The sequence below is a fragment of the Nonomuraea candida genome (assembly GCF_000725485.1).
GTDB classification, from domain to species: Bacteria; Actinomycetota; Actinomycetes; order Streptosporangiales; family Streptosporangiaceae; genus Nonomuraea; species Nonomuraea candida.
Map to the genome: position 1 here is coordinate 291,118 of NZ_JOAG01000020.1, position 25,800 is coordinate 316,917.

The following is a 25,800-nucleotide window of genomic DNA, read 5'->3' on the forward strand; positions in this document are numbered from 1 at the left end:
CCAGGCGCCACACCCGCCCATCCGCGATCGCCTCATGCTACCGGCCGGTTCCCGTGCCCGCATGACGGGCGCGGGGATACCGTAGGCCGATGACCGCCGACGTTGCACCAGCTCAGACGCCCGAACAGCTACGGACCGCGATGGTGTCCACCCTGCTCGAACAGGGGTGGATCACCTCCGACGCGGTGCGGGCCGCCTTCGCCGCCGTACCCCGGGAGCGGTTCGCGCCGGAGGCGTCAGCGCAGGCGGCCTACGCGGCCGACGATGTGGTCATCACCAAGCGCAATGCCGCCGGCCGGGCGACGAGTTCGATAAGCGCGCCCTGGCTGCAGGCCGCCATGCTGGAAAGCGCCGCCCTGCGCCCGGGAGCCCAGGTACTCGAGGTGGGCAGCGGAGGCTACAACGCGGCGCTGCTGGCGGAGATCGTCGGCCCCAGCGGGCGGGTCGTCACCGTCGACATCGACCCGTTCGTGACCGAGCGGGCGGCGCGGTTCCTGGCCGAGACCGGTTACGGGCACGTCCAGGTCGTGCTGGGTGATGCCGAGCACGCGGCGCACGCGCACGCGCCCGAGGGCGGTTTCGACGCCATCGTGGTGACGGTCGGCGTCTGGGACGTGCCGTGGGGGGATCTGCTCGCCCCGGGCGGGCGCATGATCGTCCCGCTGCGGTTCGCCACGGTCACCCGCGCTCTCACCCTCGTCCCGGAAGGCGACCACTTCGCCGCTGTGGAGGCGACGGTATGCGGATTTGTGCCCGTCCAAGGCGCCGGCTCATTCCAGGATCAGGAGGCCGAGCTGGCCAAGGGCGCGGTACGCCTTACCCGCGAAACAGGGCCCTCGCTGGACGTCGACGCGCTCGAAAGAGCACTGACCGGCGAGCGCACCGAGCTGTGGACCGGCGTCACGGTCGGTCGCGGCGAACCGTTCGACTCGATGCACCTGTTCCTGGCATCGACCGACGACCGGTTCGGCATGATCTGGGCCGACCACGAACGAGGCGGCGCGGACCTGGTCGACCTTGCGCTGCGCTGGTCCTGCCCGGTCCTCATCACCCCGGACAGCTTCGCCTATCTCACCTTGCGGGACGCCGACAGCGGAAGCGGCGAGCGGCGGCTGGAGCTCGGCACGCACGGCCACGGCCCCGCCGGACCTGCGCTCGCCGAAGACCTGCGCCAGCACGTCCTGGGATGGGATGCCGGCTGGCGTGCGCGGACGGATCCTCATTTCCTGCTCTATCCGGCCGACGCCGCGGTGTCCCCTCCCCGGCAGGGCAAGATCTATGTCAAGCGGCACACTCAGCTGATCATGTCCTGGGATGAAGACCAAAGGAAATCTACAAGGTAAAGGCGGTGGCCGGTTTTCACTGCACTCCTTCACCATCCCAAGAAGGAACGGGCTTTGCCCGTACGATTCCATCGAAGATAGATTCAAGGGATTGACCAGGTTTACCACCGGTGATCTTCTTCGCGCCGTACAGCGCTGTGCCGGCCTCCCCTGCGCTGCCGACAGGGCATGTGCAGGTCCGGCGGAGGGGAGGGCATGCCGACGGCCCTGAAGCGTGCGTTTCTGCTCCTGGCACATCCCGGCATCCCCAGGTCCCCGGGATGTGCGGGTGATGAGGCGTGCGGCGTGTTGGGCCGTTCGCGCGCGGAGAGGCGGGAAGGGAAGAGCCATCGTGTTCTGTGGGCGAACTCGCCTGTTTGCCGATGGCCTCTGGCCGCGGCCCCTTTCCTCGGGCGCCGCCTCATGGAACTCGCCCGCCCTCCCGGCCCATGATGAACCAGGTCGCGCGTCTGGAAGTGGACCGTGGGTCAGGGGTAGCCGGGAAGCGTCAGAGCGCTGTACTCGGCGTGCGCCCGGTCGGCGGGGAGGGTGGAGAGCGTGCGCAGGGCGGCGTTGCGCTGCTGGAGGGCCTGGTCGGTGGCGGGGAAGAGCTCCGTGTCGCCGTCTCCCGCGAGCGCCTGGTTGAGGGTCACGTACGGCCGCATCACCCTCTCGTAGGCACTGAACGCTTCGGCGTGATCGGGGTGGGCGGCCAGCTCGCCGGCAAGAACGTAGGCGCCGACCAGGGCAAGGCTGGTGCCCTGCCCCGTCAGGAAGGACGGCGCGTAGGCGGCGTCGCCGACGAGCGCGACCCGGCCCGCGGACCAGCGCGTCATCCGGATCTGGCTGACGACGTCGAAGAACAGGTCGGCGGCGGCCCGCATCTCGGCGACGATCCGTGGCAGTTCCCAGCGGTCGTCCGGAAGGTGGCGGCGAGCAGTGCACGCTGCACGTCGGGGTTGCGGAAGGCGTCGAAAGGCGGATCGGAGCGCCTGAAGGTGAGCAGCCCGAACACGTTCTGGCCGGAGCCGACGGCGTAGAGGGCGGCGGACCGGCCCGGGGCGTTCCACAGCAGGCCCTCGGAGGTGAGGCCGAGGTGGTTGGGCAGGGTGAAACCGGCGAAACAGGCTCCGAGGTAGTGGTGGAAGCCCTCCTCGGGGCCGAGGATCAGCCGCCGGGTGTTGGAGTGGAGCCCGTCGGCCCCGACGACGACGTCGAAAGTGCGCCGGGTGCCGCTGCGGAAGGTGACCTCGATGCCGTCGGAGCGGTCGTCCAGGGTGGCTATGGAGTCGTTGAACTCGAACGCGACGGAGTCACGGACGGCGTCGTAGAGGATCTGTGTCAGGTCGCCGCGCCGTATTTCGAGGTCGTCGCCGGCGCCGATGGCCATGCTCTCGGGGTGGAGCGCGGCGACGGTGCCGCCGTCGGCGTCGAGGAAGGTGATGCGGCGGGTGTCGACGTGGACCTTCTGCAACTGGGGCAGCAGGCCCATGCGGCGGACCGCCTCGACGGCGGTGCCGCGAATGTCGATGGGGTAACCGCCGCCGCGGACGGTGCCCGCCTGCTCGACGACGGTGACGTCGAAGCCGTAGCGGTGCAGCCAGTAGGCGATGGCGGGGCCGGCGATGCTCGCGCCGGAGACGAGGGCGGAGCGCTTGAGGAGGTGACGGTGGGTTTCGGTCATGGTGGATCCTTTCCTGGCCGCTCCGTTGCGTCGGCCGGGCGGATGTCGGACGTTGTGGCCTTCTTCACGGTTCTGAACGGCGGAGACCGGCGCCGACAAGAGCCATGTCAAGGCGCAGCCGGGGCCTGGTACTGCCGGGGGCCGCGTTCGTCGCCTTCCGCCGGGTCGTGCTCGTGCCGCCGAGCGCTAGAGGCCCTCTTTGCCGTTCGCCCAGTACGGCCTGGTGGTGATGGCGCGGCGCGTCAGGATCTGACTGTCGATGAGAAGTCGTCGCTGGCGCTGGATGGACCGGGCGTGTCCCAGCAGGAGCGCGGCGTCGACGTCCGCCAGTTCGCCTTCGGTGATGGCGCGTTCGAGCCAGGACTGCAGCGCGTCACCCGGCGCTTGTGCCGCGGGCAGGAAGCGGTGGCGGGGCCAGCGGTCGGCGAGGGCCGCGACCGCGTCCGCCGGCACCTCGACCGCCACGATCGGTGCTTCGCCGTACCGGGAGAGGGCGTCGAGGGTGCCGAGGGCGCAGCCGTCACCGAGGTAGAGGCGGCGGGTTCCGCTCTCTCTCGGCGGCCGATGCCGGCCGGCCAGCACCGTCAGCTGGTCGCCGGCACGCAGGCGGCGGATCCAGGCGGTGCCGGGACCGGTGGCCTCGGTAGCGACGAGGACGCCGATGTGCTCGGCGTCCGCGCCGTTCACTGTCCGGACGGTATAGCGGCGGCCCAGGGTGGGGGCGACACGGAACTGGACCTCGTGACCGGGGTGCCAGCCGCCGGGCGGAGGGGCGGCGCGCAGGTCCAGTTCGATGAAGCCGGCGGCGGGTTCGCGAAGGTCCAGCACGTGTGCTGGACGTCCGAGAGCGGACGCGACGAGGTTGCCGATGAGGGCGGGCGCTTGGGGCATGGCTGGTTCCTCTCACTGGGTGGGTCCTGCGTGGCGCGCCGACGCGCCCGTCTACTGCTGCTGTTGCAGCCAGGCAGCGCACACTACACCGTGCAGTGCAGCAATGTAAACTGCACGGTGTAGGGTGGCCGTGGAGGTGGACATGAACACGGAGAAGCCGGTGCGCGAAGGGTCCCTGGAGAAGCGGACGGCGATTCTCGCCGCCGCGCGGGACCTGTTCGTGCAGCAAGGAGTGGAACGGGTCAGCATGGACGCCGTCGCGGCGCGCGCCCAGGTGTCGAAGCGCACCGTGTACGACTACTTCGGTGACAAGCGGCGGCTCTTCCTGGCCATCCTCACCGCCGCGTCCGATTCGATGCTGGCCACCACCCGCCGGGCCCTGGACGAGCACCTCCCCACAGACGCCCAGATCACGACCGTGCCGCAACTGGAGAAGGCGCTCACGGCATTCGCGATCGACCTCGGCACGTCGATCGTCGGTTCCGCCGACTACGCCGCCGCCTTCGCCCTTGTCGCCCAGCAACGCCTGCACACGCCGACGACCACGGACGACCTCGCGACGGAAGCGGCCTCACAGGAATTGGCGGACCGCCTCGCCCACTTCGCCGACACCGGTCTCCTGGACACCGACAACCCACGCCTGGCGGCCGACCACTTCAGCGCCCTGACCGTCCTGCTGGCCTACGAACGCCAGCCGGTCCCCGCCACGGCAGATCCGGAAAAGGTCCGCCGGATCATGGCCGACGGAGTTCACGCCTTCATCCGCGCGTACGCCCGTCGCGCCCACGGACGTGGTGGGTGAATCGAGCTTCGAGCGATCCTGTTTTCTGCAGGTTAGGGACTGTACGTCTACTGGACAGATCCATCGTTTCCGGTCATGGCATTAGTCACGGTCGAGAAGTGCCGTGGCCATCTGCTGAATGGAGCGGGTGAATCGGCGAGGGTCGTCGGGCGACGTCATCCGGCGGATCAGCTCGCCGTCGAAAACGGCGAGCACGGCGTGGGCCAGGAAATCGGCGTCGAGATCGGGGCTTCCCTCGGCGAACAGGGTGCGGAGGTGGCGGTGCCAGAATTGGTAGCTGGGGTCGCCGTACTTGTCCTCGGCGCAGGCTTGCTCGTGCGCGGACAGGAGCACTGCGTTGCCTTCGGCGATCGCGCCCAGCCCGTCCAGGAAGGCGAGCAGCCGCTCGCGGACAGGCCCTCCGTGCCCCAGAGGGGGAGGGCCATTCGTGATCGCGTCGCGTAGACCGCGTGACCTTTCCTCCAGCAGCGCCTGTAGCAGTCCGGCACGGCTGCCGAAACGACGGAACACGGTGCCCTTCCCGACTCCGGCGAGGGCGGCGACGCGATCGAGCGACACATGCTCCCCGCCGCCTTCGGCCAGAAGCTGCTCGGTCGCGTGGAGGATCGCACGGCGGTTGCGTACCGCGTCGACACGTTCCGTGCGCTGTTGAGCCATGTGTTTTCCCCACTATGTGGACTGCCAGTCCGAATATGCTACCGTGCCGACTAACCGGACTAAGAGTCCGATTGGTTGCCTATGGAGGAGTTCTCCGTGAACATGCGCGCACTCGTCGTCGATCCCGGCGTCCCCGGCTCCCTGCGTCTTGGGACGGCCGCCGAACCCCACCCGGCCCCCCATCAAGCGGTGCTCGAGGTGCGGCACATATCACTCAACCGAGGCGAAGTGGCGTTCGCCGGCCGGCGTCCGGCCGGAACCGTCCACGGCTATGACGCCGCCGGCATTGTCATACGTGCCGCAGCGGACGGCACCGGACCAGCCGTAGGCGCCAAAGTCGCGGTATTCGGCCCCGGCGCGTGGGCCCAGCGAATGGCCGTGGACACCACCGCGCTGGCCGAAGTCCCCGCCCAGGTCGACCTCGCCGACGCTGCCGCGCTGCCGATGGCCGGCATAACCGCACTACGCACGTTGCGCTCCCGGCCTGTCCTGGGACGACGGGTACTGATCACCGGCGCGGCCGGCGGTGTCGGCCGATACGCCGTCCAATTGGCGGCCATGGGCGGTGCCCATGTCATCGCTTCGGTGGGATCGGCGGACCGCGCCGGCGGCCTGGCCGAACTGGGCGCCCATGAAGTGGTGGTCGGCCTGGAGGGCATCGACCGGCCGGTCGACCTCATCCTCGACAACGTCGGCGGATCACAGCTGGCCGCAGCCTGGGAACTCCTCGCTCCGGGCGGTGGGGTGCAGAACATCGGCTGGGCGTCCAACGAGCCGGCGGTGTTCGCGCCGTACTCACTGTTCTTCGTCGGCCCGTCCAAGACGATGAGCACGTTCGGAGATGTCCATGAGGTCGGCCCCGACCTGGCCACCCTGCTGGAATTCGTGGCCGCGGGGAGGCTTTCCCCGGAGGTGGACTGGCGCGGACCGTGGGAGCGCGTCGCCGAGGCCGCCCAGGCATTGCTGAACCGGCGCATCGCCGGCAAGGCGGTCTTGGACATCGAACCGGCGGCAGGTGACTGACTGAAACACAACTGGGCGGCGCCGCGTCACGACGGCGGGCTCCGCCTCCTGGGCGGCGGGTTCTCCTGCGTCCCCCGGGTTCCGGTCCGCCGCTCCCGGAGCCGGCCCCAGCCCCAGCCCCGTAGTCGGTGTTCGGGACTGGCAGGAGTCGTTGGCGGTGCCGGCGTCGGCAGGACCGCGCTCCGGCTCGGCGAGCACCGCCCGCTCGCCGCGGTGGGCGACGACGAGATCGGCGAGGCCCTGGAGACGCTGTGGGGCGGCGCGGCGGTCAACACCTGGAACGCCCGCCGCGCCGCCGTGGCCTCCTGCCTGGCCTGATGCCGCGAGCACGGCTACGACGCCCCCGCCGTGCCCGCCTGGGCCCGGCGGCCGGCCGCCCCGGACAGGCAGACCCTCGCCCGCTCGGCCAAGCGCCGCCCCGCCCCGGTGCCGGGAACGGTAGGTCAGCGCGCATGGACATCGTGACACGGGCGGCGGAAGTCATCTGGACCTGCCGCCGTGGCAGTCGCACGGCACCCTCCAGGCCACGCCTTCAAGGCCGGCAGATAGAGCCTGATCAGAGCGGCGGCGGGGTGGCGGCGGGCGTCGGTCAAGGTGGTGACCAGGCGGTAGGTGCCGGTGAAGGTGGTGCCGTCGGTGCAGGTCACCGTGATGCGGGCCTCGATGACGCGGATCTTCAGGCTACCGATCAGCGAGAGATGGGAGCCGTCGGTGAGGGGGCCAGGATGGGAGTGCGCCGGTTGCTGCGCAGCCGGCCGAGCACCTGGGCGCCGGTGGCGCTGACCTGGGCTAGGAAGGCGTTGCCGTCGAAGCCCTTGTCCCATGACACGAGCATGTCGGGCGTCAGCAGGTGCAGCAGGTGCCGGGCATGGCCGCTCTCGCCCTCGCCGGTGGGGCCGAAGACCGCGCCGACCAGGGCCCGCGGTCCGCTCAGCACCTCGAACAGGCGCCACATCGGCGCGCTGCCGACTCTGCGGCGCAGGTCACGCAGCGCTTTGGCGGTGGGCGTCACGACCGGCAGGGCGGTCAGCGAGGCCGTCAGCTTCTGCCAGGCCAGTAGGTAGCCGACCTCAGGGAACAGGCACATCGCCAGCAGGAAGTAGACCCCGACACGCGAGGGCAGCGCGCGCAGACGGCGCTGCACGCCGCGGGTTTCCTCCAGGACCGCATCGACGAGCTCGACCGGTACGAGCGCGGTCAGCTCCCCCAAATGCCCGGGACGCGGGCGCCGGAGCCACCTGATCGTCCGGATGGACAGCGCCTTCTACGGCCCGCAGGTGATCGCCGCCTGCCGCGGGCATGAGGCCCGTTTCTCGGTCACCGCAAAAACTGGATCCCAAGGTCAAGGCCGCGATCGCAGCAATCGACGAGGACGCGTGGACACCGATCGCCTATCCGCGCGCCATCTTCGACCCCAAGCCAGTGGCTGGGTGTCCGACGCCGAGGTCGCCGAGACCCGCTACATCGCCTTCACCAGCAGGAAAGGCCAAGCTGTCACCGCCCGCCTGATCGTCCGCCGGGTCAAGCGGCTCAATGAGCAGGCCGGACGCGGCCAAGACGAACTGTTCGCCTCCTGGCGCTACTACCCGACCTTCACCGACAGCCCCTATGCGATGCTCCAGGCCGAGGAACAGCATCGTGATCACGCCGTGCCAGAGCAGGTCAACGCCGACCTGATCGACGGGCCGCTGGCGCATATGCCCTCTGGCTCGTTCGCGGCCAACGCGGCCTGGCTCACCCTGGCCGCCCTCACCCACAACCTGCTGCGCGCCACTGGCTGCCTGGCCTCGGCCTTCCATGCCAAAGCGCGCGGCGCGACCCTGCGCCGCCAGTTGATCGCCGTTCCCGCTCGGATCGCCCGGCACGGCCGCGGCCAGGTGATCTTTCACCTGCCCGAGCATTGGTCCTGGCAGCAGGCCTGGACGAACGCCTTCACCGCCACCTGCCATCCTCCACCAGCACACGCGGCCTGACCTGCCGAACCCCCGGTCACGCTCCTGCACGGCCCTGCATCCAGGCTCAGAGATCCTCGACGACGACGTGAATGGCGGGATACCACAGCGCTGCCTCCATCAGGGAATGCTGCATCTGGCGCTTGTCGCCGCTCATACGCACTGGCCGGAAGCGCTCGTGTCGGCAGATGATCAACCTGACGAGGTAACGAACGAGGCGATCGCGAACACAGCCGTTTGGCCGGTGCCGCTCAAGCAGTCCGCTGCGGCGTCCTGCCTGCTGAGGAAGCCGCCCGTGGCTTTGATGTCATTGCCCTCCAAGACCGTAGTGCCGTCAGGGGACTCCACGCCCCGCCGGCCGGCGCGGTTCACGGGGTTGGTGCCGCTCGGCCAAATGGGGATGATGTTCTGGTTGTCGCCGCGTAATACCAGGCATCTGCTGCGTGTGTCGTAATGCAGGGTCGCAGGCAGCAGCGCCTCCATGCCGGATCTGTCGCGCCTGACCAAGATTCGTGGATCACCGTCGATGAGCGTCACTTCGCCGCTATCGGCCGCGCAGCCGCCTGCCACCATGAGGACAGCTGCACAGAGAGTGCGCAGAACGCGGGACCGCATTACCATCCCTGTTTAGAAGGAATGCCTGGCCCGTTCGCGAGCCAGGCATTCACAGTAGTCGGGGACCCGTGGAGGTGTCACGTGCCGGGCGGCGCCGTCCACACTCTCCAGGTCGAGCCGAACGCGCTGGGAATTAGGTAGGCGGGGGTGAAGAAGGAGGAATCGAAACCGCATCCGTCAAGGAGGCGGCAAACGCCGCCGTGGATTCCCCATGCGTGGTTACCGTAATACCACGGTCCACGACCCTTCTGGGACGCGGCGGGAGCCGAAGTGCCGGGCGGATACAGCCAGCGGCGCCCCTGCCCGTTGAAGGCGACGCGCCGATGAGGGGTGGTTCTCCACCACTCGACCGGACGTAACCGGGCGGCGGGCGCGGCCACGCGCCCCAGCACTTCCCGCGCGTTCTTCAAGGAGGCATCGAGTGCCGATCTTACGGATTCCAGCGGGACAGCGTGCTCCGCGATCAATTCGCGCTGGATCTCCGCCTCGACTCTTGACCATCTCTCCACCAAGCGGACCCGCTGTTTGCACTCGACATCGGCCACGGCGACCGCACGTTCCGCCGCGCTGGCGCCCGGCATGCTCAGATTCCATGCGGGATCCTCAAGCACCTCCTCCGGAGTGGAGTAGGCGTGTCCCCGAGAACGCATGCAGTCCTTCCACTCGCGCTGCGCCGCCACGACGACGGGATGGGCTTTCGATGCCGTGAAGGACCGCAAGGAAAGGCTGTAGACCAACCCTTCCATGTGACTGCCCGCGCCCCGGGTGAGCTCCTTGGATGCCCGGGCCGCGCATCCCGCCTCCGGAGCGTCTTCGGTGCCGAAGTACACCCGGCTCGCCTGTTCGTTTCGGAGCACCGCGAGGTGCATCCGGGCAATCCTCTCCGACGTCGGGTCGGGCGGCGGGTGATACCCATGAGAGCTGGCGCTCTCCAAGTCGATCACCCCGTAGCGGCGGCGATGGGGATCATGAACTCGTCCGGTAGGCGATTCCCAGGTGAATCCGGCTTTCGCCATGCAGGCACGGATCAGCAGACCTTTGGCCCGGTCGTACTCGGCTTGTCGCCGGCCGGTGAGCTGGTAGGCGTCCAGCGGTAGCGTGACTGAAATCGGGGTGGTGCGCTCACTCCTCACCGAGTCGCCCACACTCCACAGTGCGTAACCGCCGGCCATGACGAGCATCAGCATCGCCAATGCCAAAAACGCCCGAGCCTTCATTTCGGAGTCTTTCCTGCAGGGGCCGTGCCCCGGCGCACAGCTGAGCCGGGGCACGGTGGCATGGTCGTCACGTGCAGTGGATCGAGTGCCCGCTGGCGATATTGTTGAAGTCGCCTTGGTAGGTGTTGCGGAGGTCCGGCATTCTCTCTCCGCTGTAGACGTAAAGCCCAACCCCGCTCATGCCGTATCCCGAATAGAGAACCGCGTTGCACGGATTACGGTTCCAGACTGAGCTGACGCTGTTGTTCAGCGAGTAGCTGGGGTGATCGGGGTAGGTGTTGTTGGACCAGTCGGTGTCCGATGCCTTGAAATCCGATACCCAGTCGTAGTTGATCTGCCGGTAGACGCAGAGCTCACGCGCCTCGCAGATACCGTCCTGGACCACGGCATTCGCGGTTCCGGTCGAGATGGAGAAGCTCGCTGAGGCGATCAGCGTGGCGATTCCAAGCTTGGCCATTGTCCGTTTCATGCTGCTTCCTCTTTCCTGGTGGCGTGACTGCGATCCGGGCAACCTGCGGGTGCCGGATCAGTGCTGGTCTGCAGCGGCGAGTACGGCACGGCGGGACGGTGCCGGCTGCCTCGATCCGATCGTCACGGGCCCTCCGGGGCTGGGGTAATGGTGGGCGGACCGTCGAAGGCGTGGACGCCCCGCGGTCACCCCCATCACTGTTCCGCCGGATCGTGAAGCGCGCGCCGCCTCCGCGACGGTTGTCCACCGTCACCTCACCGCGGTGCGCCTGAACGGCCTGCGCGACGATGGCGAGACCGAGGCCGGATCCGTGGCGATGCCGGGAGACTTCGCCCCGGTAGAACCTGTCGAAGATCCGCCTCTGTTCGTGTGCGGCGATCCCGGGGCCGCGGTCCATGACCGTGATGACGGCATCCGTGCCGTCCTGCGCGACCTCCACCTGGACACAGCCTCTGTCAGGGGAGACTTGGATCGCGTTGCGCACCAAGTTGGCGACGGCGCGCCCCAGCGACGCGGGCTTGACGCGACGCTCCATGGCAGCTCCGCGCACCGTGACGGCGATCGCGGGGTTGACCCGTCTCGTCCGCTCCACGGCGGCCTCCACCAGGGCGCGCAGTTCGGTCTCCGACCACCGCTCGGGCTCCGACTCTCCCCTGGCCAGATCGACCAGCTCACCGACCAGTTCGCCGAGTGCCGCCGTCTCGGATTCGATGGCGTCGAGCAGCTGGAGCCGCTCTTCCAGGGCGAGTGGGCGGCCGGCCTGTTCGACCCGCAGGAGCAGGCTCACGTCGTTGCGCAGCGTCGCGAGCGGGGTGCGGAGTTCGTGCGCCGCGTCCTCCACGAGGTGCCGCTGCTGGGCCCGGGCTTCGTCCAGTGCGGCGAGCATCTCGTTCAGCGCGCCGGCCAGGCGTGTCAGCTCATCCCGTTCCGGCCCCGGCACGTCGAGCCGCCGCCCGAGGTCTTTCGTCCGCGCTACCTGCTCCGCCGCGTCAGCCAGGCTGGTCACGGGCCGCAGCCCGGCGCGCGTGGTCCACCAGCCGAGACCGGCGACGACGACGATCGCCACCCCGGCGACGCCCACCAGCAGCCACGCCACCAGCGCCATCGTCCGTTCCACGTGCTCCAGCGGCTGCAGCAGTCGCACCATGCCGCCCGTGCCGAGGGCCACGGTCATGATCCGGTAGGCGTGGCTGTCGACCCGTACCGTGTGCAACGCGGGACGTCCGCCATCGGTGAGCAGCTTGCGCTCCTCCTCCGCGATGACGAGCGGCACGTCGCCCGGCGGGATCTGGACGAGCGCTTGCCCGTCGCGGTCGAACAGTTGCAGCCCGATCGGCTCGTTCTCCAGCGCCGTCAGCGGTCCGGGCGCCGTGACCGCCCGCTGTGCCTTCGCCGTCCGCGCGAGCTGCTCGATCGTGGGGACGCGTTCCAGGAGCCGGGCGTCGATGTCGCCGCGCAGGGACCGGTCGATGAGCACCCATGCGGCCACCGACGCCAAGAGCACGGTGAAGGCCATCGCGCCGCAGACGAGCAGAGCGAGCCTGCTCCTCAGCGTCACGGCTCACCGGAACGTAACGTGTAGCCGACGCCGCGCACGGTCCGCAGGATCCGGGGCTCTCCGCCCGCCTCCAGCTTGCGGCGCAGGTACCCGATGTAGACGTCGAGGGAGTTCGTACCGACGTCGATGTCGTAACCCCAGACGCCGCGGTACAACTGAGCGCGCGTAAGGACCTGCCGGGGATGTCGCATGAACAGCTTGAGCAGCTCGAACTCGGTCCTCGTCAGCAGGATCTCCCGGTCTCCGCGAGTAACCGCCCACGTGGACGGGTCGAGGCGGAGGTCTCCCAGGAGCAGCGGGGGGCCCGGGCTGAGCTCGTCCGGGCTGGTGCGCCGGCTCAGCGCGCGCAGCCGGGCCAGCAATTCCTCGTACGCGAACGGCTTGGCGAGATAATCGTCAGCGCCCGCGTCGAGTCCACGTACCCGATCCTGAACCGCGTCACGAGCGGTGAGCATGAGGACGGGCGTACGGTCGCCGCTCTCTCGCAATTCACGGCACAAGCGCACGCCGTCCATGCGGGGCATCACGACGTCCACCAGCATCAGGTCGGGCCGCACCTCCGGCAGGACGCGCAGCGCCTCCACACCGTCCGCGACTGTCGTGACCGTGTACCCCTCGAACCGGAGCGAGCGGGCGAGCGATGCGCACAGAGCCGGCTCGTCGTCGACGATCAATACCTGCATCCGCCAAATCTGTCGCACAGAGCCTAAGAACGGCCTAAGGACTGCGGCGCACCTCGCAGTCGCCGGTGTCAGGCCTTGGCCACGCGTTCCGCCAAGGCTTCGTTCATCGCAAGGAATCCGGCGCGCGTCGGCCCGTCCAAGGTGCGGCGCAAGAACGGGACGAGGACGCCGCTGAAAGTCTCACTGTGGATCAGCCGGGTGCCGGATTCGACGGCGTGCAGTTCGAAGCGGTGGCGTCCGTCGAAGACGCCGGGAACGCCGAGATGGCCCAGCCACTCCAGGACGGCGATGTGGGTGAGTTCGGTGATGCGCGGGCGGAAGGTCATCGCCGAGCCTCCCGGCGGCTCCATCCGCATTTCGAGCCTGCCACCGACCTCGACGTCACCACCGGCCCTGACGATGAACGGATTCCACTGCGCGTACGCCTCGATGCCGATCAGGTGATGCCAGACGTCATCGATGCCGGCGGGGATGTCGATCTGTGTACTGATCCGGTGACGCATAAGGGGTCCTTCCTGGGCGGGGCACAGAGGACAACCAAGCGCCCGCGGTTCATCGAATCGCAACAGACGTCGGGGACGTACGCACAGCACACCACACAAAACTAAGAATTTCTGGCAAGTCAATCTGCACGGTGACAGGCTCCAGTGCAGCGCTCAGCTCGCGCCGGTCGGCTGTTGAGAGCCGTCCACGCCGGCCGAATCTGATCAGGTGCGTGTTGAAGGAGGCGATGGCGGAAGCTCCGGCGGTGAGACCCGGTTCGGCGGTGCGGAGTCGCAGGGCCGTCACGTGTTTGATCATCTGGTCGTCGGGACGGCCCGCCGGTTCCGGGCGCCAGGCCGAGCCGATGTTCTGCAGCCACGGCAGCGGCACGAAGCCTGCACTCGCAGAAGGCGAACCCGGCGATCGAGGCGCTGTGCAGGTCGAGCCCCGCGAATCGCCGAGCACCTGCTGCAGCGGTCGTCTCGTCCCTCCTGACTGGTGTGGAACGCTTGTCGATCCGCGAGGGCGAACACGCGCCCGGCCATGTTCCCCGGGCAGAGCTGCCCGCGGACCTGCTGGAGATCGCGCGGTCGATCATGCCACCAGGTTGCGCCGCACCCGCGCCACTGGTCCGTCAGCCGCACCTGGCGCGGCGCCCGCGTCCACCGTCACGATGTCCTCCGTGACAGCCACCAACGGATGACCAGCCGGCGGGGCTGCGCCCATGGTCACTTCGGGCCCGGTATCGACACGCCGAAGCCGGTGCGGGCGACGTACTTCGCGGTGCGGCACGTCGCCTCCTTGACCGCGACCCCGGCGCGTCCGGCGACGTAGGCCCGCCGGAGGGTGTCGTCGAGGTGGGTGAACTGGCTTACCGCGTCCTGGCGTCCGAGGCTGACCGTCTGGGCGAGATAGCCCATGGAGTACGGCTCTGGCGTGCGCCCGCCGATCAACCGGGCAAGGGCTCCGGCCGCGTACGCGGCCTGCGGTTGGGCAGTCTGGCAGGCCATGCGTGCTCTCGGCACCGCCGCGCAGTCGCCCACCACGAAGATGCGTTCGTCGTTGACGCTGCGCAGAAACTCGTCCACGATGGCACGCCCGTCCGTGTCGACGTCAAGGCCGCTGTGTGCCGCAAGGTCCGGGACGCCCCCCATGACCGCCCACAGGGTCAGGTCAGAGGCGAACGCCGTTCCCGACCGGAGGCGCACGATGCCGCCGAACCGCCCCGTGCCCGCGCTCACCTCCGTGACCTTGTCGTCCACCAGGTCGACCTTCAGGCGCTCCAGCCCGGCGCGGACTCGCCGTCGCGCTCCGTGGGAGAAGGTCCCGGCGACCGAGGAGCCGGCCAGCCGCACCCGGACGTCCGGCCTGGCGCAGGCTACCTCGGCCGCCGTCTCGATGCCCGTCGAGCCGCCCCCGACGACCGTGACGGTGCCTCCCGCGGGCAGCTCGGCGAACGCCGCGCGAGCCTGTTCGGCACCCTCCCACGTGCCCACCGGGATCGTTCCGGGCATCGGCATGGCTGCGCTGCCCACGGCCAGGAAGGAGTAGTCGAAGGGGACGTGCGTGCCGTCTTCGAGAGCCACAGCGCCGTTACCGATCTTGACGGCGGTGCCGGTCCGCGTCGTGATCCCGGCACGCAGCATGGAGGTGAGGGGCGTCGCGGCGGCGCCGGTCCCCGCGATCTGCTGGTGCAGCCGTACGCGTTCCACGAAGTCAGGCCGGGGGTTGATCACCGTGACCTCGGCGGACCTCACCTTCCTCGCCACCCGGTTCGCCGCGAGCACGCCCGCGTAGCCGGCGCCTATCACCACAACTTTCATGTCGGCCTCCTGTTTGCTCACTGGATGGCATAAGACGCCGGAAACCCGAACCCTGTGACGGCCGGCTCGGTGTCACAGGATGGTGAGGTCCGGCGTCTTGTGGGTGACACGATGAAGAGCGCGCAGACAGGAGGTCCCCATGGCCGACGCGTTTCGGATGACTGACGTATGAGCGCGGACCGCCGTCCGGGGCCCGCTATCGAGGCGTTCGTCGCCCACCGGAACCTGCTCTTCACGGCGGCCTACGAGCTGCTCGGCTCTGCCGCCGATGCTGAGGACGTCCTGCAGGAGACCTGGCTGCGGTGGGCGGACGCCGATCTCAGCGCGGTACGGGATCAGCGTGCGTACCTGGTGCGGATCGTCACCCGCCAGGCGCTGACCAGGCTGCGTACGCTGGGCGGGGCGCAAGGAGTCCTACGTCGGTTCCTGGCTGCCCGAGCCGCTGCTGACCGCGCCCGACGTGGCCGAGGACGTGGAGCTGGCCGACAGTGTCTCGATGGCGATGCTGCTGGTGCTGGAGACGCTCGCACCGACCGAGCGGGCGGTGTTCGTGCTGCGTGAGGTGTTCGCTCTGGACTACGACGATGTCGCGGAAGCGGTCGGCAAGAGCCCTGCGGCCGTGCGTCAGATCGCCCATCGGGCACGGGCGCACGTCGCGGCACGCCGGCCGCGCGGGGTCGTCTCCCAGGCCGAGACCCGGCGCGTGCTCAAGGCGTTCCAGCGGGCGGTCGAGACGGGCGATCTGCAGGGTCTGCTTGACATCATCGCGCCGGACGTCGTCGTCCTGAGTGACGGCGGCGGGGTCAAACGGGCCATCCCGGTGCCCATCGTGGGAGCCGACAAGCTGGGCCCCTGGTTGACCGCGGGCCTCGACATGATCGGTGCTGGGGCGTCGTTGGAGCCGGTGCAGGTGAACGGTTACCCGGCCTTGATCTTTCGGATCGACGGGAAGATCGACGGCGTCCTGGCGGCGCTGGTCGAGGACAGCCTCATCACCGGGCTCTACTACGTGCGCAATCCCGAAAAGCTGTTGCGTGTGGAGCACGAGACCGGGATGCGCCGTTGATGCCGTGGTGAGACAGCTGTCCGTGCTTGGGGATCACTGCTCGGGCCGCGGCCGTCCCAGGCTGACCTGTGTCCCGTCCCCGACCCCCGATCCTGAGACCGGCTCCGCGCCCCGAATCTACGGAAACTCTTAATACCGCCTTAGATCCACCTCAATCTGCCACGGAACAGTGATGGGGGTGACCGCGGGGCGTCCACGCCTTCGACGACCGCCTCCGTGGCGCCGGCCGGCGCCACGACCGGGTCGCGCGAAAATCGGCGCGTTCCCCGAGGGCTGCGGCCCGGCGGGGAGTTCGACCGCTACCTCGCCCACCTCGCCGGGCAGGACCGGTTCTCCGGCGTGGTGCTGCTCGCATATCGGGACAGACCAGTCCTGCTGCGCGCCTACGGTCTGACCGACCGCGCGCGCTCGGTGCCCAATCACGCCAGCACCCGGTTCAATATCGCATCGGTGACCAAAAGCCTCACCGGGATCGCTGTCATGCGGCTCGTCGAGCAGCGCAAGGTCAAGTTGAACGGCAAGCTCGGCGACTACCTGGACGGGTTCGCGCCGGAGGTCGCCAACGCTGTCACCGTGCACCACCTGCTCACCCACACCAGCGGCATGGGCGGCTACAGCCGGACGGACGCGTTCGCCCAAGGCGTGCAGAGGTGGACCAGCGAAGCGGAGGTGATGGACGGCATCCTCGGCATCATCCGCGCCACCGAATCGAAGGCCGCCGATCCCGGCATCGAGCATCGCTACAGCGACTCGGGATACGCCGTGCTCGGCGCCATCGTGGCGGCCATGTCCAAGGGTTCCTACTACGACTATGTACACGAGCACGTCATGGCCGCCGCCGGCATGACGCGTTCCGGCTTCTTTCCCAAGCCGAAGGTGCTGGCCGCCGACGACATCGCGCATCCCCACACCACCGACCGGGAGACCGGTGCGCGGATCGACTTCACCACCAGCCCGTACTTCGGCTACCTCGGCGGTCCGGCGGACGCCGCCTACGCCACGGCCGAGGACCTGCTCCGGTTCGCCGTGGCGGTCCGCGACACCGACACGCTGCTCAGCCGCGCCTTCGCCACGCTGACCACCGGCGCCAAAGTGCCGGTGCCCGCCGACACCGCGCCGCCGGCCTGGGCCGAGCACCAGTTCTACGGGTACGGGTTCCGGGCGGCGATCGCCGGTGGACACCGCCTGTTCGGACACTCGGGCACCGGCGCCGGCAACCGTAGCAACCTTGACATCTTCCCTGACCTTGGCTGGGTCACGGTGACCCTCGGGAACTACCTGGACCCGATCACCGACGTCGTCCGGCTGCAGCGGCAGCTCATCACCCAGCCCTGACCTGTCCCCACCGTGAAGGAGTCTCCATGACCATGCCGGAGCAACTGCCGTCTTCCGTCCCCCCGAGCCGCCGATCCGTCCTCGCCGCTGCCGCTGCATTGGCCGTGGCCGGTCCGCTCGGCGCGGCCATCGCCGATCCCCATGCCGCACACGCCGAGAGGACGGCCGGTGCCGATCCGGACCAGTTGTTCAGGGCGGGCCGGTTCGCCGCCGCTGACGCGGGCTACAGGCGCATCCTCGCCCGGCACCCCGACCACGCCCACGCGCTCGCACAGCGCGGGTACATCGCCCTGCTGTCCAACCGGTACGCCGACACCGAGCGGTTCCTGACCCGTGCGATCGAACTGGCGCCCGGCGACAACGAATCGAAGACGCGGCTGGCCGACTGCTACGTCCGCCAGAACGACCCCGTACGGGCCCTGCCGCTGCTGCGCGCCGCAGGTCAGAAGCCCAAGGCCGCCCAGTACGCCGCCATGCAGAACGTGCGGCCCTTTCAGCCCAGCGGCGAGCACAACGCACGTGTGCCGTTCCTGCACCTCGACCCCCTCCCCGTCGTCGAGGCCTCCTGCAACGGCCACCGGGCGCGCTACTTCTTCGACACCGGCGCGACGCTGATCATCGGCCAGGAGACCGCGGAGTCCACCGGCATCGAAGTGCTGGCCGAGACCAAACTCCCCCAGGGCGGCAACCAGCTCACCTTCTACTTCGGCGTCGCCCGCTCCTTCGCCCTGGGCGGCCTGGTGCTGCGTAACGTCCCCGTGATGTGGAACGACGGCAAGGCCGCCCTGCCCAAGGTGCCCGGCACCGACGTGCAACCGACCGGGGTCATCGGCACCACACTGCTCCACCACGTGCTCGCCACACTCGACTACGGGCGCGGCGAGATGGTGGTGCGGCGGCCGACGCCGGCGCAGCGGCGCGCCTTCCACACCGCCGCACGCCGGAAGGGAGCCACTGAAGTGCCCTTCTGGATGGCTCCCGACCACTTCCTGTACGTCCCCGGCAGCGTCAACGGCACCGGACCCAAGGTGTGCAGCATCGACACCGGCGGCCCCGGCATCGGCCTGGTGGTCACCGAACCGACCGCCCACGATCTGGGCATCGAACTCGACTATGACAACCGCGGGCAGTTCTTCGGCCAGACCGTCTATCCATTCGTCCACGGTGCTCGAGTGAGTGTCGGCAAGATCCGGCGTACCGTGCCGGGCATCGCCGGGCCGCTGAACCACTCACTGGAGCGCAGCAAATTCGACTCGCTCGGCAACATCTCGCACGAGTTCCTCAGACCACTGGCCTTCACGTTCGACTTCGTCAGCATGCGGCTGTCACTCCTTGAGACCGCCTGACCGAGCTGTGGCCGCACTACACCGGTTGAATTCGTAGAGTCGGTCATGGTTTTGCCGGGGTGTCGAGGGTGGGGCCGGTCTGGGCCAGGCAGCCGGTGAGCAGGTGCGGCCGGTACTGGATCTTCTTGAGCTTGCGTTTGATGATCCGCGCCAGGCCGGCCAGATGGCGACGGCGAAGTTGGCCAGGGCTCGGCGCAGCAGCGACCACACGCCCGGTGAAAGTGCGGTGGGCGCACGTTGAACAAGATCATTAACTGCCAGTGGCCGTTCCTGGGGTCCCGACTCGTACGCCAAACCTTCCCCGCGCCCGCCCCGTTTGGTGGCAAAGGGGCAGGACTGCTGCACCTGTCGGGGCATAGCGTGGCGCTCGCCATCGAAGCCCCCCGGAGGTGGTCATGAGCGAATCGTTGCCGGTACGCGCACCGATTTACGTACGTCACTTCGGCAAGCTCGTCGATCTCACGCTGGCCGCGATCACCGTGGTGGTGTTCGTCGCCGCCGCTCTCGCCACGTTCGTGCAGTCACCCTGGGACGGCGCGATCCAGCTCGCTCTGGTTCTCGCTGTGCTCGTGCTCTTCCGGCGGCGCCGGCCCATGTTCGTGCTGCTGTTGTCGGTCGCCGCGATCTTCGTCTACCACCTTGCCGGCTGGTCGCCCGCCGGGTGGATCTGGCCGGCCTCGGTCGCCTACTTCACCGCAGCGGCAACGTCGCGGGTGGGTCGGCGGTGTAGGGCGGCCATGGCTCGCTCCGCTGCCGTGCCGTGGACAACGCCCTGCTGATCGCGCTGCGATAAGGCCATCGGCGCATCCTGCATCGGCGGCGGCCGGTCAGACCAGGACCGCAGGATTCCCGCCGCCTAGCGTAGGTTCCAGTCGTCCTTTCCGCGGGTGACGATGACCTTGGAGAAGGCCGACGACCCGGTGACCCTGATAAGCGGGCCATCGTCCTGGTAACCCCCCGTTACATTGCGTTTGCCGAAGATCGAGCTGCCCTCGTCAATCACATTGGCGTTGCCGGCGACACGCACGATCAGCTTGCTGAACCAGGCACTCGTTTCGATCGTGATCTCGCGTCCCGGCAGCACCGCGTCCGACAGGTCGATGACGACCGCCCCGAACCTGGCGGTCAGCCTGGTATGGCGGGAGGCCACCCAGCGGCCCTTGCGGACGACCTTGCTGAACTGGGAGGCGATGACCTGCTGCTCGATGGCGGCGGGGACGCCGGACGCGGCCACGTCAGGTAGGTCTCGGGTGATGGGGACGAGCTCACCGACCGTCTTGGCCCTGTAGGCGCTGTCGAGGCGGTCGGCGTGCTCGACACTGGTGAGCCTTCCGGTGGCGAGGGCCTCGCCCAGCACCGCGGCCACGCGGTCGCGGTCGGAATCTGAGGCGCGCTGATCAGAATCATCCGTCACGATGAGTTTCAACCTCCAATATGCGCCGGTCGGCGCGGGGCTCGGATTGAGGCTCTTCAAGGTGGAGCAGGCAGGCGTTGTAAAAACCAGATCGCCGCTAAGGGCGCAAGAAACTGCCGTCTTTCGCGGCATATGAGGGCCCTGCAAGACGATTTCGCGGCCGACGCGTTTGTCGTACCAACCAGCCGATAGCGCTGGGAGATGCGCAGCTCGTGCGCCGGTTCGTACCCTACGGTGCTTAAGTGTCCTCGGTCGAAACCTTGTCCGAGGTCATTGCTGCTTCAGAGTCATCGGCGGATCCGACGGCCCAGAGCGCCGCCCGGCGTCGGCCCGGCGCCGGGCGCGACCGCGCTCCACCAGCCACCATTCCACGATCAGCAAGGGGACGGTCCAGCCGAGCCAGGTCGTCACGCCGGCGGACGCCTTGATCACCTCCTGCATGTCCCCGCCGTAGGTCGTCTCGAACTCGGGCAGGAAGATGAGGAACAGCACCAGGCCCCAGATGCGGTTGGTGATGATCGAGGCGGTCAGCGCGAAACTGCGTAGCATCCACCGACGGTGATCGCCGTACCTGTGCTGGCGGGCCATGCGATAGCCGGTGACGGTGAACAGGGTCCACAGCGTCGCGAGCAGCATGTTGCTGACTCGTGCGCCATCGCCGTACGGGGTGGCCGCGCCCACGACAAAGCCGGCCAGGCCTCCCGGTAGCACTCCGCCGAAGATATACACGCGTCCGATCCTGCGGTGCGCGACCGGGTGGCGCTCCCGGAACCACGGCCAGATCTGCAACCCGCAGGTCAGCAACGCCACCGAGGAGAACAGCACGTGCGCGGCCAGGAAGGGATAGTAGAGCGGAAAACCGTCTGGCGGCGGCACTCGAGACAAGGCCGGATCGAGTGACGTATAGGGCGGAACGGAGAACGCGACGAAGCCGAGCACCACCAGCATCAGCGGCACGACCCAGGGCCGCTTCCACAGCCGCGGCTTCTGTACAGCGGGCGGGGACGCGGCGTGATGTGCCGGTCTCGCGAGATCAGTCATGCCTGGAGCTTGGGCTCGGGCGCTGACCACTCACCTACCACGTACCTACCGGCGACATACGGTGTCAGCCTGCGGCCGGAATGTACGTGCCGCCGGCCGACGGCGCCGCGCCTACAGACGGTCACCACCGCAGACCGGAGGGAGCACCTCGACACGGACGCCTACGGTTCGCTGATCCTCCGGCTGATCTCGTTCAGTGTGGCGTCAATGCGCGTGCGGATGTCCTCGGCGCTGTACCACTGTGCGGGGCACTCCTCACGGGCCCGGGTGAGGAGGGCGCGGGCCTCCGCCACCTCGCCGCACGACAGCTTCACCTCCCCCATCCCTAGATACGCCCAGGCCATCGTGCCCATGGAGCCGCATCTGCGCGACAACTCGGCGGCCAGCTCGTAGTCAGCCCCTGCGCCCGCCGGGTCGCCCAGGCTCAGCAGCGCATCACCCCGCCGGCACAGCGCCTCGGCGATCTCCGTCCCGGCACCCAGCTCGCGGGCGATCGCCAGCGATTCGCCGGCCAGGACATGGGCCTTACGGTGGTCGCCCTGCTTCTGGTGCAGGGAGCCCAGCCCGGACAGCACCAGCACGGTGCCCCAGCGCTCACCGATGGCCCTGAACGCGGTCAGGCTCCGCTCGAAATGGGCCACGGCCTGCTCCACCTCGCCGAGCCCGTCAAGTACGAACGCCGAGCCGGCCATGGCCAACGCCTCCTGCCAGGGGGAAAGCCTGGCGGACTCCCGCATGACCTCTTCGTATGCTCGCGCGAAGTCCCCAGGCGGTCCCGTGAACATCGACAGCAACATCGCCAGGAACTCGATGCGCTGTGGCACGTACGTCAGCGGAAGTAGTGCACAGGCCTCCTGCAGCCGGGCGCGCAGTTCGTCGTCGATCTCGCCGGCCCAGGCGGTGACGAGCACGCACATGACGTACTCCTCCTGCATGCCGTCGAACCGGTGTGAGCCCAGCCTGGTCAGCAGCGCGTCGGCCAGAGCGGCGGTGGCGGTGCGGTTGCCTCGCATCCACCAGTAACAGGCGCTGTGCGCCAGCAGTCGCAGCGCCGTCTGCAACTGCCCCGATTCGGTTGCCCAGCGCAGGGCCGCGCTGAGGTCATCGCTCTCCTCGTCCAATCTGGCCAGCCATTCCAGCTGCTCGCGGGTTCGCAGCCGCGCGTCGGCCGCGACGACCAGGTCCAGGTAGTACGCGACATGAGCGTCGCGCATCACCTCCACCTCGCCGGACTCGGCCAGCCGCTCCGCGCAGAATGCCCGAATGGTCTCCAGCATCCGGTAACGCCCGCCCACGAACTCCACCAGCGATTTCTCCGCCAGCGAGAACAGCACTTCCTCCGGCAGGCCGCACACCCGCTCGGCCGCCTCGGGGCGCGCGCCGCCCACGAACACGGTCAGCCGCCTGGCCATCCGCTGCTCGTCGTCGTCCAGCAGGTCCCAGCTCCACGCCACGACCGCGCGCAACGTCTGGTGCCGGGGCAGCGCCGTACGACTGCCGCGCGCCAGCAACCGGAACCGGTCGTCCAGCCGCGCCGCCACATCCGGCAGGGACAGCGTACGCAGCCGCGCCGCCGCCAGCTCGATGGCCAGCGGCAGCCCGTCCAGCGCCCGGCAGATGCGCACGACCTGCGCCGCGTTGCCCGCGTCCACGGCGAAGCCTCGTTGGACCGCCGCCGCCCGGTCGGCGAACAATCGGACGGCCGGGTAGTCCAACGGGTCGTCCGCCTCGGGCGGTGGCAGCTGAAGCGGTGCCACCGGCAGGATCGCCTCGCCGGTGATGCCGAGCGCTTCCCGGCCGGTCGCCAGCACCCGCAGCCCCGGGCAGGCGGCCAAGAGCACGTCGGCCAGGTCGGCGGTGGCCGTGATGAGGTGTTCGCAGTTGTCCAGCACCAGCAGGAGCTCGCGGTCGGCGAGCACGGTGACCAGCCGCGCGACCGGCTCCACGACCGGCCCCGTCGGCGGAGTGCGCAGGGCGCCACGGATGCCGAGTGCGGCCAGCACGGCGCTGGGCACGTCCGCGTCGTCGGCGACCGGCGCGAGCGGCACGAAGCAGACGTCCCCGGGCTCCTGCTCGGCCGCCTCGATCGCGAGCCGTGTCTTGCCCGCACCGCCCGGGCCGATCAGCGTGATCAGCCTGGCGGCGCGCAGGCTCGCTCTGACCTGGGCGAGCTCCTCGGCGCGGCCGACGAAGCTGGTGAGCTGTGCCCGCAGCCCGTGCCGTTGAACGGCCGGGCGTGGCGCGGACGCGCCCAGCGCCGGGTCGGCCCGCAGCACGGCCAGGTGCGCGGCGGCCAGCTCGGGACCCGGCTCGACGCCGAGCTCCTCGTCCAGGATTTTCCTGGCCTCGTCGTAGACGGTCAGCGCCTCGACCTGGCGGCCGCTGCCATAGAGCGCGCGCATGAGCTGGGCCCGCAGCCGCTCCCGCAACGGGTGATCGGCGATCAGGCGGCTCAGCTCGGCGACCAGCTCCCGGTGCCGGCCCAGGTCCAGATCGGCCTGCACCCGGTCCTCGACGGCAGTCAGCCGCAGCTCCTCCAGCGCCGTCGCGGCGGCCACAGCATTCGGGGCATCGGCCAGCGGAGCACTCCGCCACAGCTCCAGCGCCTCCCGCAGCAGCGTAGCCGCCCGAGCCGGGTCACCTCCGGCCAACGCCTGCCCGCCCGCCCGTGCAAGCTGCTCGAATCGCCCCGCGTCCACATCCTGCGGGTCGGCGATCAGCCGGTATCCAGCCGGGTGGAACTCCACCAGGTCCCTGCCCAGCGCTCGGCGCAGTCTGGACACCTGCGACTGCAGCGCGTTGGACACGCCCTCCGGAGGGCGAGCGCCGTACATGCCCGCCACCAGCTGCTCCCCGCTTACGATGCGCCCGGCATGCAGGGCCAGCAACGTGAGCAGCGCCCGCGCCCGAGGACCGCCGAGCGTGACGGGCTCGCCGTCCTCCCCCAGCGCGATCGTGGGGCCGAGGATCTGGAAGCGCATGCTTCGATTATCGCGGCTGCGGCAACCGAAAATGCGGGTCTCGGACTACGGCCTGACCGCGCACTCCTCCCATGGAGAAGCATCCCGCCTCGCGGCCCCGGCCCGGCGCGCCCGCACCGGGCCGTCCGTAGCGTTCGCGAGATCAGGCCGGGCGGGTGCCCGGCAGGATTTCCACGCGGATGTCATCTTCTTCCTTCACGACGACGGTGCGGCCGTTGCCGGCGGACCATTCGGCGAGGGTGACGGCGGGGACCAGGTAGTAGGTGTCGCCGCGCGCGAGCAGCAGGCGCAGGCCCATGTAGCGGTACTTGTATCCGCCTTCGGCGAAGGGCTCGCGCTCCACGTTGGGGGCTCTGAGGGCCAGGGTGTCCGCGGTGTAGAGGGCGACCTGGGGGCGGTCGTCGAGGCCTGCGATGAGGGCGCGGGCCGAGCGGGCGCCCCGGTCGGCGGCGTACAGGGCCGCCGTCCAGAGCAGGCAGAAGACGGCGACGATGGTGGCCGCGGCGAAGGCGATGCGGCCCAGCGGGGTGCCGCGTGCGGGCCAGGTGAGCAGCAGCGGCCCGACGATGACCAGCGCCAGCAGCAGGTAGGTGTTGACGGTCAGCAAGTGCAGCGAGACCAGGGCCAGGACCAGGGCGGCCGCCGTCAGGGCGGCGCCCACCCGAGCGGTGTCGCCCAGCAGGCGCGCGACGCGGTGCGTACGGGCCGCGGCGGCCAGGGCGCGCAGCCGGGCAGGAAGCCGCGGCAGCAGGGCGGCGCGCCGGGTGGCCGCGGCCAGCAGCAGCGGCAGGGCCGCCGTCCAGGGCAGGAACGCCGGGGAGAACAGGTTGAGCCCGTACAGCGCGTACTCGTCCGGACGGTAGTTCAAATCCGTCGGCTTGAGGAAGAACGGCCGCAGGTAGCCGTCGAGGTAGGCCCAGCCCATGTAGATCAGGACGGCCCCGGAGGTGGCGAGCAGCAGGGTGATCAGCCCCACCACGTCGAGCGGCCGGGGCGGCTCCGGCCGGGACCGCTCGCCGGGACCGGGATCGTCCGCAGGCGGCAAGGCCGTCATGGCGAGGTGGTCGCCTGCGGTACCGGCTCGGACGCGGCCACCTCCGGTGCCAGATCGGACATGGTCACCTCCGGTGCCAGATCGGACATGGTCACCTCAGGTACCGGCTCGGGTTCGCTCACCGGGGGCGACGGCGAGTTGGCCGGCGGTGACGTCGACGGCTGCGGTGCCGTGATGGTGGGGCCGGGAGTGCGTGATCGCTTCACCGATGGGCACGGGACGCTGACCGGGTCTCCGCCGCCGCTCAGGCACGGGGCCGACGTGTGGCCCGGCGGGTGATCGGGTGTGCGGACCTGCTCGGACCGCTTGGGCTGCGCCGAAGTGGTCTCGCCGCTGGGGGATGACGAGGCGGTCACCGTGTCCGTGGTGGACGGGGATTCGGCG

Annotated in this window: 25 protein-coding genes and 1 pseudogene; 8 read left to right on the forward strand and 18 right to left on the reverse strand. The window is 69.4% G+C overall.

Features of this window, described 5'->3' with window-relative positions:
• The first annotated feature begins 89 nt into the window (after positions 1-89).
• Positions 90-1,343: a methyltransferase, FxLD system gene (gene fxlM / locus IO39_RS21600; protein ID WP_043625923.1), complete on the forward strand. Its 1,254-nt coding sequence runs from the start codon at positions 90-92 to the stop codon at positions 1,341-1,343.
• Positions 1,344-1,810: 467 nt separating this feature from the next.
• Here fxlM and IO39_RS56795 read toward each other — a convergent pair whose 3' ends face one another.
• The 3 genes from IO39_RS56795 to IO39_RS21610 form a co-directional block, all read right to left on the reverse strand.
• Positions 1,811-2,206: an FAD-dependent monooxygenase gene (locus IO39_RS56795; RefSeq protein WP_211267098.1), complete on the reverse strand. Its 396-nt coding sequence runs from the start codon at positions 2,204-2,206 to the stop codon at positions 1,811-1,813.
• A complete protein-coding gene (locus IO39_RS21605) occupies positions 2,155-3,006 on the reverse strand; it encodes an FAD-dependent monooxygenase (protein ID WP_211267099.1) in 852 nt (283 codons plus the stop codon). The genes IO39_RS56795 and IO39_RS21605 overlap by 52 nt, the downstream gene beginning before the upstream one ends.
• A 186-nt stretch (positions 3,007-3,192) precedes the next feature.
• Positions 3,193-3,897: an SIP domain-containing protein gene (locus IO39_RS21610; RefSeq protein WP_043625926.1), complete on the reverse strand. Its 705-nt coding sequence runs from the start codon at positions 3,895-3,897 to the stop codon at positions 3,193-3,195.
• Positions 3,898-4,039: 142 nt separating this feature from the next.
• Here IO39_RS21610 and IO39_RS21615 point away from each other — a divergent pair, with 142 nt between their 5' ends.
• Complete coding sequence (locus tag IO39_RS21615) at positions 4,040-4,699, forward strand: TetR/AcrR family transcriptional regulator (RefSeq protein ID WP_043626262.1); 660 nt, start codon at positions 4,040-4,042, stop codon at positions 4,697-4,699.
• A gap of 81 nt (positions 4,700-4,780) precedes the next feature.
• Here IO39_RS21615 and IO39_RS21620 read toward each other — a convergent pair whose 3' ends face one another.
• Positions 4,781-5,356, reverse strand: a complete 576-nt coding sequence (locus IO39_RS21620; RefSeq protein WP_084773228.1) for a TetR/AcrR family transcriptional regulator — start codon at positions 5,354-5,356, stop codon at positions 4,781-4,783.
• Positions 5,357-5,458: 102 nt separating this feature from the next.
• Between IO39_RS21620 and IO39_RS21625 the strand changes: the two genes are divergently transcribed.
• A complete protein-coding gene (locus IO39_RS21625; protein ID WP_211267106.1) occupies positions 5,459-6,379 on the forward strand; it encodes a zinc-binding dehydrogenase in 921 nt (306 codons plus the stop codon).
• Positions 6,380-7,067: 688 nt separating this feature from the next.
• Here IO39_RS21625 and IO39_RS21630 read toward each other — a convergent pair.
• Positions 7,068-7,589: a transposase domain-containing protein gene (locus tag IO39_RS21630; RefSeq protein ID WP_052423179.1), complete on the reverse strand. Its 522-nt coding sequence runs from the start codon at positions 7,587-7,589 to the stop codon at positions 7,068-7,070.
• A gap of 31 nt (positions 7,590-7,620) precedes the next feature.
• Here IO39_RS21630 and IO39_RS21635 point away from each other — a divergent pair, with 31 nt between their 5' ends.
• Positions 7,621-8,352, forward strand: coding sequence for a transposase (locus IO39_RS21635; RefSeq protein WP_439331479.1), 732 nt, complete (start codon positions 7,621-7,623; stop codon positions 8,350-8,352).
• Between the two features lie 171 nt (positions 8,353-8,523).
• On the opposite strand, the gene IO39_RS21640 is transcribed toward IO39_RS21635, so the two are convergent.
• The 8 genes from IO39_RS21640 to IO39_RS21670 form a co-directional block, all read right to left on the reverse strand.
• Positions 8,524-8,868: a hypothetical protein gene (locus IO39_RS21640; protein WP_157548723.1), complete on the reverse strand. Its 345-nt coding sequence runs from the start codon at positions 8,866-8,868 to the stop codon at positions 8,524-8,526.
• Between the two features lie 155 nt (positions 8,869-9,023).
• Positions 9,024-10,163: a hypothetical protein gene (locus IO39_RS21645; RefSeq protein ID WP_043625933.1), complete on the reverse strand. Its 1,140-nt coding sequence runs from the start codon at positions 10,161-10,163 to the stop codon at positions 9,024-9,026.
• 67 nt (positions 10,164-10,230) lie between these two features.
• Positions 10,231-10,548: a peptidase inhibitor family I36 protein gene (locus tag IO39_RS21650; RefSeq protein ID WP_043625936.1), complete on the reverse strand. Its 318-nt coding sequence runs from the start codon at positions 10,546-10,548 to the stop codon at positions 10,231-10,233.
• Entirely contained in the window at positions 10,517-12,190 is a 1,674-nt protein-coding gene (locus IO39_RS21655) for a HAMP domain-containing sensor histidine kinase (RefSeq protein ID WP_043625940.1), read from the reverse strand. Before IO39_RS21655 ends, IO39_RS21650 begins: the two co-directional genes overlap by 32 nt.
• Positions 12,187-12,873, reverse strand: a complete 687-nt coding sequence (locus IO39_RS21660) for a response regulator transcription factor (protein ID WP_043625942.1) — start codon at positions 12,871-12,873, stop codon at positions 12,187-12,189. The genes IO39_RS21655 and IO39_RS21660 overlap by 4 nt, the downstream gene beginning before the upstream one ends.
• Positions 12,874-12,941: 68 nt before the next feature.
• Positions 12,942-13,376: an SRPBCC domain-containing protein gene (locus IO39_RS21665; RefSeq protein WP_043625945.1), complete on the reverse strand. Its 435-nt coding sequence runs from the start codon at positions 13,374-13,376 to the stop codon at positions 12,942-12,944.
• Between the two features lie 49 nt (positions 13,377-13,425).
• A complete protein-coding gene (locus IO39_RS54630; protein WP_157548726.1) occupies positions 13,426-13,746 on the reverse strand; it encodes a hypothetical protein in 321 nt (106 codons plus the stop codon).
• A 338-nt stretch (positions 13,747-14,084) separates the two neighbouring features.
• A complete protein-coding gene (locus IO39_RS21670; RefSeq protein ID WP_043625947.1) occupies positions 14,085-15,179 on the reverse strand; it encodes an NAD(P)/FAD-dependent oxidoreductase in 1,095 nt (364 codons plus the stop codon).
• 168 nt (positions 15,180-15,347) lie between these two features.
• Here IO39_RS21670 and IO39_RS21675 point away from each other — a divergent pair.
• The 3 genes and pseudogenes from IO39_RS21675 to IO39_RS21685 all read left to right on the forward strand — a co-directional run bounded on the left by IO39_RS21675 (position 15,348) and on the right by IO39_RS21685 (position 18,926).
• Positions 15,348-16,245 (forward strand): annotated as a pseudogene (locus tag IO39_RS21675) (RNA polymerase sigma-70 factor).
• Between the two features lie 216 nt (positions 16,246-16,461).
• Positions 16,462-17,580: a serine hydrolase domain-containing protein gene (locus IO39_RS21680; RefSeq protein WP_052423180.1), complete on the forward strand. Its 1,119-nt coding sequence runs from the start codon at positions 16,462-16,464 to the stop codon at positions 17,578-17,580.
• Between the two features lie 26 nt (positions 17,581-17,606).
• Positions 17,607-18,926, forward strand: a complete 1,320-nt coding sequence (locus IO39_RS21685) for a retropepsin-like aspartic protease (RefSeq protein ID WP_084773238.1) — start codon at positions 17,607-17,609, stop codon at positions 18,924-18,926.
• A gap of 43 nt (positions 18,927-18,969) precedes the next feature.
• On the opposite strand, the gene IO39_RS54635 is transcribed toward IO39_RS21685, so the two are convergent.
• Positions 18,970-19,134: a hypothetical protein gene (locus tag IO39_RS54635; RefSeq protein ID WP_157548728.1), complete on the reverse strand. Its 165-nt coding sequence runs from the start codon at positions 19,132-19,134 to the stop codon at positions 18,970-18,972.
• 187 nt (positions 19,135-19,321) lie between these two features.
• Between IO39_RS54635 and IO39_RS21690 the strand changes: the two genes are divergently transcribed.
• Positions 19,322-19,705: a hypothetical protein gene (locus IO39_RS21690; RefSeq protein WP_157548730.1), complete on the forward strand. Its 384-nt coding sequence runs from the start codon at positions 19,322-19,324 to the stop codon at positions 19,703-19,705.
• Between the two features lie 77 nt (positions 19,706-19,782).
• Here the strand turns inward: IO39_RS21690 and IO39_RS21695 are convergent, their stop codons facing one another.
• The 4 genes from IO39_RS21695 to IO39_RS21710 form a co-directional block, all read right to left on the reverse strand.
• Positions 19,783-20,352 carry a DUF1707 SHOCT-like domain-containing protein gene (locus tag IO39_RS21695; protein WP_245642112.1) on the reverse strand — a complete coding sequence of 190 codons (570 nt, stop codon included), beginning with the start codon at positions 20,350-20,352 and terminating at the stop codon, positions 19,783-19,785.
• A gap of 258 nt (positions 20,353-20,610) precedes the next feature.
• Positions 20,611-21,381 (reverse strand): DUF2306 domain-containing protein, encoded by a 771-nt coding sequence (locus IO39_RS21700; RefSeq protein WP_052423183.1) that lies wholly within the window; start codon positions 21,379-21,381, stop codon positions 20,611-20,613.
• A 161-nt stretch (positions 21,382-21,542) separates the two neighbouring features.
• Complete coding sequence (locus IO39_RS21705; protein ID WP_043625953.1) at positions 21,543-24,362, reverse strand: AfsR/SARP family transcriptional regulator; 2,820 nt, start codon at positions 24,360-24,362, stop codon at positions 21,543-21,545.
• Positions 24,363-24,504: 142 nt separating this feature from the next.
• Positions 24,505-25,416: a hypothetical protein gene (locus IO39_RS21710; protein WP_157548732.1), complete on the reverse strand. Its 912-nt coding sequence runs from the start codon at positions 25,414-25,416 to the stop codon at positions 24,505-24,507.
• Positions 25,417-25,800: the final 384 nt, after the last annotated feature.